The organism is Corynebacterium sp., assembly GCF_030532715.1.
Lineage (GTDB): Bacteria > Actinomycetota > Actinomycetes > Mycobacteriales > Mycobacteriaceae > Corynebacterium.
On sequence record NZ_JAUNKO010000003.1, the window covers coordinates 120,636 to 133,343 of the forward strand.

Genomic DNA, 12,708 nt, shown 5'->3' on the forward strand with positions numbered 1-12,708 from the left:
ATCGCCATTGGGCAAACTACTCTGCTGGCCCACATGCGGAATATTAAAAATTATTCATTAAATTGCGCGGGAAGTTTATACGTGGAATCCTGACTGTAGCAACACGTGGGTTTTATGCAATCCAATCGACTGTGTTGTGGACTAGATGGAATATCAACCGCCTGCGCAAAACCGAAGGAGCTCGCCCGACATGTACCGCCCAGAGTTTGCCACGTTCGCGGATGTCTTGGAGTATCAGCTGCTGCAATCGCCCGACGACGTGGTGGCGCTGCCGGGGATCGAGGGCGTGAACTACCGCCTTTTGGATGATTCTTCTTCGCGCGTGGCGGCGGGGCTTGCGGCCATGGGTGTTGGGTTTGCGGATCGCGTACTGTTCCTCGGGGAGTACAGCGTTGAATATTGGGAAGTGCTGTTTGCGTGCGTGAAGCTTGGCGCGGTGATGGTTCCTTTGGGGCCCGACTTTGAGGGCGAAGACATCGACGACATTCTCGAGGATTGCGACGCCCGCGCGGTATTCCGCCAGCCGCACCACAAGTTTTACAACGTGCTTGGCGTCACTGAGATTGTGGTGTCGCATGCCTGGGAGGATTGGAAATCCCAGTGCGCCCCCTTGATGGAGCATTGCTTTGTCACTCCCGACACCCCCATCGTTGAATGGTATGAAACGGGCGGCGGCGGGAGCTCGGTGCTCACCCACCAGGATTGGTATCACGAGCACATGGAAGGCGCTAAATCCAGGTAGGTACCTCTTGGGCAGCTCGGAACGTGGCGAACCAATCCCGCGGTAACGGTGGGTTCTTCTCTGTAGGTTGTTCCCACGTGGTGTGCGGGATGCCTTTGGTGTGAATCAGATCTAAGACATCGTTGCTTTCGTTGATCGGGGAGTGGTTGGCGGTAATCACGGCGTCGTAAAGCGGGTCGAGTTCGTCGCGGGAAATGTCGCGCCCGATGTGCACATTGCCAATAAAGCGAACGTGAGGGTGGCTGGCGCCATAGTGGGTGAGGCCAAACGGGGCGGGGCGGGAATCGAAAATGTCTACGTGCGTATTCGGCAGCGCGGCAAACTGCTCGGCGGTGCGAATGCCGTGAGCGGTGGCGCCAATAATTGCGATTTTCATGTTGGTACTTCCTTTGGTCCTATAGTTTCTCCCAACATAGCGCAATAGAGTGCAACCTCGCAACCCCAAACTAGACCGAACGGTCTACAGGGGATATGCATGGTCACGGCGCATAGGCGACCCGCAAACACTCAGATAGTAGACGCGTAAACATACAGCTTAGTCCAGGTTGTCCGGAGGGGTGTCTTCGCTGGGCGGCAGGTCGTTGTCCGTCAGTGGCGGAATGTCGTCGTAATCGCGGAGTTGCCGCTTGCGGAAAGTCATGGTCATCAAATGGCGTTTGCGTTGGTTGTTCCGATATTTCGCCAGTGTGGTGCCCCAACGCCCAAACCCGTTCCGGTCTGGCGGTGAACTGTAATGCGCATCGGTACGGGTGGGGTGATCGTGGCGCGTGGTGATCCCGGCTTCGTCGCCTCGCACCTGTCCCGCCAGTGGCCCCTGCGGAACGCTTGTCACTGTGAGGCCATCCATGGTTCAAGTGACCACGCCGAAGGTGTCGCTGCGGGCTTGGATGTTGCGGTCCGTCTTGAAATTGTGGTGGGCACGGCACAAGCACTGGAGGTTGGGCAGGGTTGTCCAGCCACCGGCCTCCCAATTGATCACGTGGTCAATGTCGCAAAAGCGGGCGTCTACGGTGCAGCCGGGGAATTTGCAGGTGCCATCGCGCAGCATGGTCAGCAGAATCTGGTCCAGTGTGGGGTCGTGTTCGTCGCGGATAATCTTGGCCACGCTGTCGATGGTGCGGTACCGTGTTCGGCTCGCGCGCATCAAGGATCGGCGCTGCTGGGCGGTGAGCCTGCCGGAGCCGTCCGCGTACACGATCTCCACGTGATCGGTCGGGGTAACCTCGGCCACGCCGAACACTCGAATCTCTCGCGCGGCCTCCCGGGCGCTGAGCGTGCCGCAAAGCCGGTTCATCACTACCTCATCGAGGCGCAGCTTGTCCTTTTTGGCATCTGCCGCGATGGTTTGGTGCGCCTCGTGGGCGTCTTCCGTGCGCAGGGTCACCTGGAGCATGCTCACCGCGGGGTTTTCAGTTTGCAGTAGCTCCACCCCGTAGGGCGGTTCGGGGTCATCGAAATCAACGTTCCCGGTGACGGGGTCTTCGAATTCTTCGTACAAGCCCAAGCGGACGAGCTCGTCGCGGAGCCGCTTGCACACCCACCTTGGTTTCGGCAGTGCTTGGTGTGGCACCGTGGGTGAAAGGCATTCCACAATGAATATATCCAGCTGTTCCCATACTTCGGCGTACTCTTCCGACGGGGTGACCATGGTAAGGCCAACCCAGATAGCCCGCAGCATGTGATAGTCCACCAGCCCCGTGGCGAGCGCGTACTCCCGCAGCTTGGGCAGCCAAAAGTGAAGCAACCAGCACGCCCCGACGATATTGTGCAGGCGCACCTCGGAATAGTGCGCGGATTGCATTGCTAGCCGACGCACCACGCGTCGGACGTTGGTTACTTCCCAGTCGATGTCTTCGGTAGCGGCTAAATAGTTTCTCAGGAATGTGATGTTTTGTTGGGTTTCTTCGCGGCCTAATATGTTGTCTGGATCATGCACGGCAAACCCCACGCTGGGCGCTTGCTTAGCCATGGTTACGGTCCCTCCCAAATATTCGTCCCCTGTGCCTATCAGTGTACCGGCCAGGCACACCGCATGCCAGCATTCGTGCAGCACAAACAGCGTTGTACGCAACGCGAATCGGTACCCCCGCGCGCGTCGATAAGCAGGGAAAACAACATACGCTTTCGCGATGCGCAATTGAATTGAGGGCAATGCGAGCGGTCCAGGATGCCCACTCTTACGCGGCTGAGAAAGCCCTCAGCAAGCCCACAGAAGCACGAATGCAGCAATGTGTAACATGTGGCAACCCCCGCGCCTCAAAACCCGCTGAAAATAAAAGCAGTGCAATGCGACACATTTTGAAATACACCCCTCCACCCCCAATGGGAGGGGCGCTCGCGCTGGCCCCCGTCCCACGCCTAGCCCCCGCCCCAGGGCCTTCGCTATTGCTTCGTGCGGCGCATAATACCGTGGCGACGGTTCACCAAAGTGTGGAAGCGCGCGCGAATCTTGTTCATGGTTTCCTGCGGCGTCATCGTCGACGTTGCCCCCTTCGTTTGAATTTCAATTTCGTCGACGGTGGTTTCGCCGGTGCGCAGGGATACCATTTCCGCGTGGTAGCGAATCCACACCGCTACGGCTGCGGCGACGGGCACGGCGAGGAACGCGCCAACGATGCCGAACAGGCCGCCGCCGACGAGCACGGCCAGCAACACAATCACCGGGTGCAGATTCATGGCTTTGGATTGCAGCATCGGCGACAGCAGATTGCCCTCAAGCTGCTGCACGAGGATGATGATCACCAGCACGCCCAGCGCCGTGGTTGGGCCGTTGGACACCAGCGCAACCAGCACGCTAATTGCGCCCGCGGAGATGGCGCCCACGATGGGGATAAAGCCGGCGAAGAATGTGAGCGTCGCTAAGACGAGGGCGAGGGGGACACCGAAGAACAGCAGGCCGATCCCGATAAACACGGCGTCGATAAAGGAGACGATGGCTTGGGCGCGGATAAAACCCGCCAGCGTGTTCCAGGTACGCGACAAGACTTCCGTGAGGTGCCAGCCTGCGGTTTCGCCGACGCTGCGGCGCACCCAGGGGATAAACTGGTCGCCGTCCTTTAAGAAGAAGAACGTGAGCACCAGCACCACACCAAGCGTCACCGCGATTGACGACGCCGTGGACACCCCCGCATACACGCCCGTTGCGATATTGCTCGCTTGGGCTTGCGCGCGACTGACCACCTCGTTGACCACTTGGTTGATCTGTTCGGCGTCGACGTTGAGTGGCGGGCCCTTGATCCAGGTTTGGATGAACCGGATGCCGGACACGGCTTGATCGAACAAATCCTTGGATTGGTTTTGCACGCTGGGGGCCATGGCGGCGATCAGGGCACTCATGGCGCTGAACATTGCGATCAGCGTGACGGCGGCCGCAAGCCCGGGGGACATTCCACGATCGCGCAACCATTTTGTTGGTGGCCAAAGTACGGTGCACACGAGTATGGCCAGCAAAATGGGCAGGAGTCCCTGCCACACTTGCGCCAAGCCGAGCCACAGGATGTAGCTGGCCACGGCCATGATGATGAACCGCAATGCCCACCCCGCTACCCAGCGGCCGTCTTGGCCGAGGATCAGGGCGCGATCAACTTTTGGCGCTTGCCCGCTGGACATCGCCGGGGCCGGGGTGAGGTTCACCTCGGCGTCGCCTTCGACTACATGGACGATGGCTTCTGTTGGATCGGTGTTTTTACTCATCGACCATAACTTTGCCACGGATAACCCCGATAACCAACACTAATACGCAATATTGTTACCTAGGATTCCCGAGGTGAAACCGGGCCGCGGGGTATTCGCAAGGAGGTGCTTATGGCAACATCGGGAACCCCGCACAAGGCGGGGACGCGATGCGCTCAGGGAACCTACTTGTTGGTTTCGCCCTTGATGTAGCCGAAACGATGCTTCGTCGTGGACACTGCTTGCTCCTTGAGGAAGTACAGCAGTTCACGGCGGCCGTCGGCGAGCACGGGGGCGTCGATAATAACGGAGCCGTTGAGGGCTGCCCATTCGTAAATGGTGCCGGGAACCGGAGCGTCGCCGATAGCGCGGATGCGGGAGTGCGGCGGGAACCACTCATGGGTCTCCAGGCGCCGCAGCTCGGTACCGGTGCGCAGGGCCGCCAGCTGCAGGCGGGCGAACTGCTCTTCATCATCGCCCACCACGTAAAGGGTCTCCAGTGGGCGGTAGCGGAACACGTTGGATTCACAACGCAGCCCGGTGAAGTCCTGTTCGACGCCGAACTCGGTACGCCACGCCAACTCGTCGAGCGCGGCGGCGCGACGCAGGAAGTCCGTGGTGGCCAGCTCGCGGAACTCCGGCTGCAGGCTCAGCGCCGGAACCTCAATGTCGGCCACGTCCTCCCAGGTGCCCAGCTGCGCCACATAGTTCGGGCCGCCAGCCTTCGCGCCGACGCCCACGGAGGAGTTCTTCCACCCGCCGAAGGGTTGGCGCTGCACAATTGCGCCGGTGATGCCACGGTTGATGTAGGCGTTGCCGACTTCCACCTTGTCCTTCCACAGGGCGATTTCGTCCTCATCGAGGGAGTGGATGCCGCCGGTCAGGCCGAAGCCGGTGCTGTTTTGCCATTCGATGGCCTCCTCCAGGGAGGAGGCGTGCATGATGCCCAAGACGGGGCCAAAGCACTCGTGGGTGTGGAACCAGCTGCCGGGGCGCACATTGTCCCGGATGCCGGGCGACCACAGGGTGCCTTCCTCGTTGAGCTTCTCCGGCTTGACCAGCCAGGTTTCGCCGCTTTCCAGTTTGGTGAGGCCGCGCAGCAGTTTTTCGCCGGGGGGCGAAATCAGACCGTTCATGGTGGTGGAAAGCTCGTGGCCGTAGCCGACGCGGAGGGTGCGGGTGGCGTCGATGAGCTGGTCGGTGAAGCGCCCCACGTCGCCGACCAGGATGACCAAGGAAGCGGCGGAGCACTTTTGCCCGGCGTGCCCGAACGCGGACTTATACACGTCCGCAACCGCCAAGTCCGGGTCTGCGGAAGGCGTCACGATAATGGCGTTCTTGCCGGAGGTTTCCGCGTGAATATTCATCTCCGGCTTCCACCCGCGGAACAGCGACGCGGTTTCGGAAGCGCCGGTAAGGATAATGGCGTCTACGTCCGGGTGGGACATCAAGCGGCGCCCCGCGTCTGCCTCGTCGGTGTGCAGCAGCTGCACCAAATCCTCGCCGATGCCGGCTTTCCGCAGGGCGGAGACGGCGACCTCGGCGCACAGGCGCACTTCGGGGGCGGGTTTCAAAATGGCCTTCGCACCGGCCGCGATGGAGGCGAAGACGCCGCCCAGCGGGATGGCTACGGGGAAGTTCCATGGGGAAGCCACCACCACCAAGTCGTGGGGCGTAAAGGTGGAATAGCTGGGCGTATTCAGCGCGTTGGCGCATTGCGCGTAGTAGCGCGCGAAGTCGATGGCTTCGGAGACTTCGGGGTCTGCCTCGGCGATGGTTTTGCCCGCCTCGTGCGTCATCACGCCGAGCAGTTCTTGGCGGATGTTTTCCAGCTCGTCGGCGGCGCGGTTGAGCAGGGTGGTGCGTTCCGCGACGTCGAGACGCGGGGAGGTGCGCAAGGTCTCCACGGCAGCATCAACCACGTCCACGTCGGTGATGAGCTCCCACTCCGGCTGCGGATCGCTCAACTCGCGCGCCCACTCCAGGGTAGTGAGCAGCGCAGGGTCGGAATCGGAAGCGTTCATGGTCACCGGCGTGGTCAGGCGGCGGGAATCCTCCGCGACGTCCCAGCGGCGCGCCACGGACTGGCGGAAGCGCACTTCCTGCTCCGAAAGGTCCCCGCCAAACAGCGCGTACAGGAAGTTCTCGGGGGCGCCGTTTTCCTCAAGGCGGCGCACCAGGTAGCTCACGGCCACGTCGAAGTCCTCGGCGTGCACTACCGGCGTGTACAGAATGACGGTGCCCACGGCTTGGCGCACAGCCTCAGCCTGCGCGGGTGCCATACCCTGCAGCATTTCGACGTCCAGTTGCGCCTCGACGCCGCGCTCAACGCTGAGCTCGTAGGCCGTCGCCACCGAAAACAGGTTGTGGGAGGCGATGCCCACGCGGACATTTTCATGCTCGGGGCGCAGGATATAGTCCATCATCCGCAGATAGTTGGCGTCCACATCTTCCTTGGTCGCGTACGGCGCCGGGTACCAACCGTGCAGTTCCGCATCAACCTTTTCCATGGAAAGGTTCGCGCCTTTGACCAGGCGAATCTTAATTTTCGCCCCGCCGGCCTCCGCGCGGCGCTTGGCAAACTTAGCCAGCCGCTGCAACGCGGGGAACGAATCCGGCAGGTAGGCCTGCAAAACGATGCCGGCCTCGAGGCCGAGGAATTCTTCCTCCATGAGGAGTTCCTCGAACAGGCGGATGGTCACATGAAGGTCCTTGTATTCCTCCATGTCCAGGTTGATAAAGGGATGCGGGTCGCGCTGCATGGCCAGGCGATACAGGGGACGCAGGCGCTCCTTGAGCAGTTCCGTGCTGCCGTCAATATCCCACGGGTTGAGCTGCGCCACCACGGAGGTGGCCTTGATGGACACGTAATCCACGCGCGGGTTCTTCAACAACTCCATGGTGCGGCGCAAGCGATTGTTCGCCTCCCCGTCGCCGAGCACGGCCTCGCCGAGGAGGTTCACGTTCAACCGATAGCCCCGCTCGCGGGACTCATCCAGCAACTTGTTCAGCGCCTTGCCCTCTGCGTCGAGGACGAGGTGGCTGACCATTTGGCGCAGGCGAGTGCGGGCGGCCGGCATAATCACGTGAGGCAGGAACTTGGCCATTTTCGCGCCGGTGGACACCAAGGTGCGGTCCACGGGGCCGATAAAGTCCGGCAGTTTATCGTCGGTAAGTTTGGCGAGCTCGCGGGCGGCGACGTTGTTATCGTGCGGGCGGGCCACACGGTCCACGAAGCGCATGGTGAACTCCACGCCGGTGGGGTCGTGCACCATAGCGGCGAGCTGTTCGGTGCTCTTCGACTTCGCTGCGTTTTGTTCCGCGGCGAGCCATTCGTGGGCGCGGGCAACTACTTTTTCTTGAAGCTTTTCCAGGTCACGGTTGACGTACGTCATGGCGGAGAGGTGATCCTTCTTGTCGTGCACACATGTGCGAATGGAGGGGGATGGCTAGGGGGTGGTACGCAAGAAGGTGGGGGGCCGGTCGCCTGCTGGCCGGATCCGCCCGCCGACAGCCTGCGGCGCCAAGGTATAGGACAACGCCCGACCGGTGGGAAGGGCTACCTTGAAGGGCTCACGCAATAGTGGCTCGCTTTCATGAAACGCGGGTGATGGCGGTGATCTCTGCCGAACATAACGGATTTTATGGCTTGCGTCACCTAAAGGCTAGAGGGGGTAAGGGTGGGGTTGGGCGCGCGCGCAGTAGCCCTGATGTTCGGTGTTAAACCGCCGTCGTTGAGTGCGTCGCGCCAAACCCCGTGTTCGGTAGTGTGCAACCCTACTTTTGGTGCGCCTACCTGCAATAACAAAAAAAGTTGAGTCTGTCGGGAACAACTTTGATAGATAGTCCGTTATACGATGTGAAAAGCTTGAGTGGTTCTCGCTCAAGGTGGCTGCTAGAGTGGTCATCGAAGGTTGAGTGTCGCAATGTCAATCTCGGGCTTTGAGAATGTTGCACTACGAACCCTAAACATCAGGAGGAAACAAAATATGGGACGCGCAGTAGGCATTGACCTCGGCACCACGAACTCGGTTGTCGCCGTACTCGAAGGCGGCGAGCCGGTAGTTATCGCCAACGCTGAGGGCTCGCGCACCACCCCGTCGGTGGTGGCATTTGCAAAAAACGGTGAGGTTTTGGTCGGCCAGTCCGCAAAGAACCAGGCCGTGACCAACGTTGACCGCACCATCCGGTCCGTGAAGCGCCACATGGGCGAAGACTGGAACGTTGGTATCGACGAAAAGAAGTACACCCCGCAGGAAATCTCCGCCCGCACGCTGATGAAGCTGAAGCGCGACGCGGAAGCATACCTGGGTGAAGAAGTTACCGACGCCGTGATTACCGTCCCGGCCTACTTCGAAGACGCGCAGCGCCAGGCAACCAAGGAAGCCGGCCAGATCGCAGGCTTGAACGTGCTCCGCATTATCAACGAGCCCACCGCCGCGGCACTCGCCTACGGTTTGGAGAAGGGCGACAAGGAGCAGACCATCCTGGTGTTCGACCTCGGTGGCGGCACCTTTGACGTGTCCCTGCTGGAAATCGGCGACGGCGTTGTGGAGGTGCGTGCGACCGCCGGCGACAACTCGCTCGGTGGCGACGACTGGGATCAGCGCATCGTGGATTGGTTGGTGGAAAAGTTCAAGGCCACCTCCGGCATTGACCTCACCAAGGACAAGATGGCTATGCAGCGCCTGCGGGAAGCCGCGGAAAAGGCCAAGATCGAACTTTCCGCAGCCCAGAGCGCCAGCATCAACCTGCCGTACATCACGGTGGATGCGGACAAGAACCCGCTGTTCTTGGATGAGACGCTGTCCCGCACGGAATTCCAGCGCATCACCCAAGACCTGCTGGACCGCACCAAGGCGCCGTTCAACCAGGTAATCAAGGACGCTGGCGTGTCCATCAAGGACGTGGACCATGTGGTGCTCGTTGGTGGTTCCACCCGCATGCCTGCTGTCACCGAACTGGTCAAGGAGCTCACCGGCGGCCGCGAGCCCAACAAGGGCGTGAACCCGGATGAGGTTGTGGCTGTTGGTGCCGCGCTTCAGGCTGGCGTGATCCGCGGCGAGGTGAAGGACGTGCTGCTGCTGGACGTCACCCCGCTTTCCCTGGGCATTGAAACCAAGGGCGGCGTGATGACCAAGCTCATCGAGCGCAACACCGCTATCCCGACGACCCGTTCGGAAACCTTCACCACGGCGGAAGACAACCAGCCGTCGGTGCAAATCCAGGTGTTCCAGGGCGAGCGTGAGATCGCGGCGCACAACAAGCTGCTTGGTTCCTTCGAGCTCGGCGGTATCGCACCCGCGCCGCGTGGCCTGCCGCAGATCGAGGTGACCTTTGACATTGACGTCAACGGCATCGTGCACGTGACCGCCAAGGATAAGGGCACCGGCAAGGAAAACACCATCAAGATTCAGGATGGTTCCGGGTTGTCGCAGGAAGAAATTGATCGCATGATCAAGGACGCCGAGACCCACGCCGAGGAGGATAAGCGCCGCCGCGAGGAGCAGGAAGTGCGGAACTCCGCGGAGTCCATGGTGTACCAGACCCGTAAGTTTGTTACGGAGAACGAGGAGAAGATCTCCAGCGACATCAAGGATAAAGTCGAAGCCGCAGCCAAGGACGTGGAAGAGGCACTCAAGGGTGAAGATATCAACGCCATTAAGACGGCCGTCGATAATCTTTCTACGGTGTCGCAGGAGCTCGGTAAAGCCATCTACGAAGCTGAAGCCGCGAGCGCGTCTGCTTCCGCCGACGGTGCTACGGAAAACGACGTTGTGGACGCCGAAGTAGTTGACGAGGAAGAAGAAAAGAAGTGAGTGACAGCCCGCGTGACCCGAAGCTCGACGCCGCGATCGACGAAGCGTTAGCCGAAGCCGAGGCAGCAGCCGCAGACGCCGAAGCTACCGAAGACGCCGATACGGAAGCGCCTGCGGAGGGCACCGAGGTCGAACCAGACCACGACGGCGACGGCGAAGTCTCCGAAATTGAATCGGAACTTGCCGAACGCACCGAGGATCTGTTGCGCATCACCGCCGAATACACAAACTATCGACGTCGCACCGAGCGGGAACGCACCGTAGCGATAGAGATGGCGAAAGCACAGGTTGTGACCTCGTTGCTGCCGTTGCTCGACGACCTTGACTTGGCCGAACAGCACGGCGCGCTCGAGGAAGCCGGGCCGTTGAAATCACTGAACGACAAGTTCCGTGCCACCCTCACCGGCTTGCACGTCGCTGAGTTCGGCGCGGAAGGCGACGAATTTGACCCGGAGCGGCACGAGGCAGTCCAGGACTTTTCCGAGTCCGACGACAAAGTGATCGGAACCGTGCTGCGGCGCGGGTACGTCATGGGCGATCGGCTGCTTCGTACCGCCATGGTGATCATCGCTGATCGCAAAAACTAAGCCACAGCGGGTCCGCCACAATTGTGTGGGCCCGCCTGTGCATGTCATCCGTGCAAGGTTGCACACAACGTTTTAGCCTTTAGGAAGGAGGAGCCCAGTAATGCGAAGTGAATGGGCGGAAAAAGACTACTATGCGGACCTGGGTGTTTCCTCGTCCGCAAGCGCTGATGAAATCAAACGTGCGTACCGCACCCTCGCCCGGGCAAACCACCCCGACAAAAATCCGGGAGATCAAAGCGCCGAGCGGCGTTTCAAAAAGGCCGCGGAGGCCTACGACGTGCTCGGAGACGAATCCAAGCGTGCCGAATACGATGAGTTCAAACGCACCTTTGCCTCAGGCGGGTTCGGTGGACTCGGAGGCTATGGTGCCGGGTTTCGCGGACAAGACTTCTCGGATATTTTCGGCGGGGGAGGATATAGCCAGGACGGCGGTTTTGGTGACATCTTCAGTGGCCTTTTCAACCGCGGTGGTGCTACTCGCAACACGGCTCGGGCTACGCGAGGCGCCGACGTGGAAACGGAAATCACTCTAGATTTCCGGGAAGCGGCCAAGGGTACGGTGATCCCCATTCAACTCACCGGCCAGGCGCCGTGTTCCGCTTGCCACGGTTCCGGCTCCCGGACCGGCAGCACCACCACCTGCACCACCTGCCACGGTTCCGGCTACCGCAGCGAAAGCCGCGGGGCGTTCGGGCTTTCCGCCCCCTGCGAGGATTGCGACGGCACCGGCCAGCGCGTCACCGACCCCTGCCACGAATGCTCCGGCTTGGGTACCGTGCACCGCACACGCTCCATTACGGTGCGTATTCCCGCCGGCGTCGTTGACGGGCAGAAAGTGCGGCTGGCGGGTAAAGGCGAAGCGGGACCGAAGGGGAAACCCGCCGGCGACCTCTTCGTCACCGTGCACGTGCGTGCCGACGCCGTGTTCACCAGGAGCGGCGACGACCTCGAGGTTACCGTCCCCGTGAGCTTCGCCGAACTTGCCCTCGGGGATACCGTCAGCGTTCCGACCTTGGATACACCAGTGCGGGTGAAAATCCCTGCCGGTACGCCGAATGGTCGCACGTTGCGGGTGCGGGGCCGCGGGGTTCCGAAGCGGGACGGGAGTGCGGGTGACCTTCTCGTGACGGTCAACGTGACCGTACCTAAGGATCTCAGCGCCGTATCCGCCACTGCGCTGCGTACCTACGCAGAAGCAGAACGCGCGTCTGGTTTCGACCCCCGTGAAGGATGGGCGGGTGCGCCATGACCGGGCACGAGTCCGAAGCGGAATTTTTTGTCATCTCCGTAGCGGCCGAACTTGCAGGAATGCACGCCCAAACACTTCGTGCCTACGACAGGCTCGGTTTGGTGACGCCCATGCGATCCCGGGGCGGGGGGCGCCGGTATTCGCGGCACGATGTGGATTTGCTGCGCGAAATCCACCGCCTAAGTCAGGAGGAGGGCGTCAACCTCGCTGGGATCAAAACGATTATTGCGCTGGATCGGGAAAACGACCGGCTGCGGCGCGATAATGAGGAACTTCGGGCCCAAATCGAAGAACTCCAAGCCGAGAATGAGCGGTTGCGCACCGAGCAGTCCCGGCCACGAGGCGAAATCGTCCATGTGCCACGTTCGACAGCTGTGGTGATGTGGCAGCCACGTCAGCGCAGGCGTTGATGAGTAGAAAAGCCCGCGGAGGTACGCTCTGCGGGCTTTTTGTATGCCCTAGATCACATAACTAAAGGGAAGTGCTCCGATAGTGGTTTTCTGCACTCCGCTTATTCGTATTCCCTAGCGTCATTTCGGTATGTTGAGAAATTAGCAATAGTGCTTACAGGTAGTATTTTGCAGCGCATAAGTACTGTGGTGATTCAGGCGACCGGTACATCATAGATGTTGGTTGAGC

At 60.8% G+C, this 12,708-nt stretch carries 10 protein-coding genes; 5 read left to right on the top strand and 5 right to left on the bottom strand.

Annotated features, from left to right (window positions below; translation table 11 throughout):
• Positions 1-190: 190 nt before the first annotated feature.
• Entirely contained in the window at positions 191-742 is a 552-nt protein-coding gene (locus Q4D83_RS05810) for an AMP-binding protein (RefSeq protein WP_303173788.1), read from the top strand.
• Here the strand turns inward: Q4D83_RS05810 and Q4D83_RS05815 are convergent.
• The 5 genes from Q4D83_RS05815 to Q4D83_RS05835 form a co-directional block, all read right to left on the bottom strand.
• Positions 729-1,118 carry a hypothetical protein gene (locus Q4D83_RS05815; protein ID WP_303173789.1) on the bottom strand — a complete coding sequence of 130 codons (390 nt, stop codon included), beginning with the start codon at positions 1,116-1,118 and terminating at the stop codon, positions 729-731. The two genes, Q4D83_RS05810 and Q4D83_RS05815, sit on opposite strands and share 14 nt — an antisense overlap.
• A gap of 159 nt (positions 1,119-1,277) precedes the next feature.
• Positions 1,278-1,574, bottom strand: a complete 297-nt coding sequence (locus tag Q4D83_RS05820; protein WP_303173791.1) for a hypothetical protein — start codon at positions 1,572-1,574, stop codon at positions 1,278-1,280.
• Positions 1,575-1,592: 18 nt separating this feature from the next.
• Positions 1,593-2,711 carry an HNH endonuclease signature motif containing protein gene (locus Q4D83_RS05825; RefSeq protein WP_303173792.1) on the bottom strand — a complete coding sequence of 373 codons (1,119 nt, stop codon included), beginning with the start codon at positions 2,709-2,711 and terminating at the stop codon, positions 1,593-1,595.
• Positions 2,712-3,124: 413 nt separating this feature from the next.
• Positions 3,125-4,435, bottom strand: coding sequence for an AI-2E family transporter (locus Q4D83_RS05830; RefSeq protein ID WP_303173794.1), 1,311 nt, complete (start codon positions 4,433-4,435; stop codon positions 3,125-3,127).
• Positions 4,436-4,599: 164 nt separating this feature from the next.
• A complete protein-coding gene (locus Q4D83_RS05835) occupies positions 4,600-7,809 on the bottom strand; it encodes a bifunctional proline dehydrogenase/L-glutamate gamma-semialdehyde dehydrogenase (protein WP_303174152.1) in 3,210 nt (1,069 codons plus the stop codon).
• Positions 7,810-8,403: 594 nt separating this feature from the next.
• Here Q4D83_RS05835 and dnaK point away from each other — a divergent pair.
• From dnaK to Q4D83_RS05855, 4 genes are all read left to right on the top strand, one after another.
• The gene (gene dnaK / locus Q4D83_RS05840) at positions 8,404-10,233 is read left to right on the top strand and encodes a molecular chaperone DnaK (RefSeq protein ID WP_303173796.1); all 1,830 of its coding nucleotides are present in this window, start codon (positions 8,404-8,406) and stop codon (positions 10,231-10,233) included.
• The gene (gene grpE, locus Q4D83_RS05845) at positions 10,230-10,820 is read left to right on the top strand and encodes a nucleotide exchange factor GrpE (RefSeq protein ID WP_303173797.1); all 591 of its coding nucleotides are present in this window, start codon (positions 10,230-10,232) and stop codon (positions 10,818-10,820) included. Before dnaK ends, grpE begins: the two co-directional genes overlap by 4 nt.
• Positions 10,821-10,920: 100 nt before the next feature.
• Positions 10,921-12,069, top strand: a complete 1,149-nt coding sequence (gene dnaJ / locus Q4D83_RS05850; RefSeq protein ID WP_303173800.1) for a molecular chaperone DnaJ — start codon at positions 10,921-10,923, stop codon at positions 12,067-12,069.
• The gene (locus Q4D83_RS05855) at positions 12,066-12,479 is read left to right on the top strand and encodes a heat shock protein transcriptional repressor HspR (protein ID WP_303173802.1); all 414 of its coding nucleotides are present in this window, start codon (positions 12,066-12,068) and stop codon (positions 12,477-12,479) included. The genes dnaJ and Q4D83_RS05855 overlap by 4 nt, the downstream gene beginning before the upstream one ends.
• The last annotated feature ends 229 nt before the right edge of the window (positions 12,480-12,708 follow it).

Excerpts from the sequence above, each read along its gene's own strand:
- Q4D83_RS05810 (WP_303173788.1), top strand. The coding sequence starts at position 191 with ATGTACCGCCCAGAGTTTGCCACGTTCGCGGATGTCTTGGAGTATCAG.
- Q4D83_RS05815 (WP_303173789.1), bottom strand. The coding sequence starts at position 1,118 with ATGAAAATCGCAATTATTGGCGCCACCGCTCACGGCATTCGCACCGCC.
- Q4D83_RS05825 (WP_303173792.1), bottom strand. The coding sequence starts at position 2,711 with ATGGCTAAGCAAGCGCCCAGCGTGGGGTTTGCCGTGCATGATCCAGAC.
- Q4D83_RS05830 (WP_303173794.1), bottom strand. The coding sequence starts at position 4,435 with ATGAGTAAAAACACCGATCCAACAGAAGCCATCGTCCATGTAGTCGAA.
- Q4D83_RS05835 (WP_303174152.1), bottom strand. The coding sequence starts at position 7,809 with ATGACGTACGTCAACCGTGACCTGGAAAAGCTTCAAGAAAAAGTAGTT.
- dnaK (WP_303173796.1), top strand. The coding sequence starts at position 8,404 with ATGGGACGCGCAGTAGGCATTGACCTCGGCACCACGAACTCGGTTGTC.
- dnaJ (WP_303173800.1), top strand. The coding sequence starts at position 10,921 with ATGCGAAGTGAATGGGCGGAAAAAGACTACTATGCGGACCTGGGTGTT.
- Q4D83_RS05855 (WP_303173802.1), top strand. The coding sequence starts at position 12,066 with ATGACCGGGCACGAGTCCGAAGCGGAATTTTTTGTCATCTCCGTAGCG.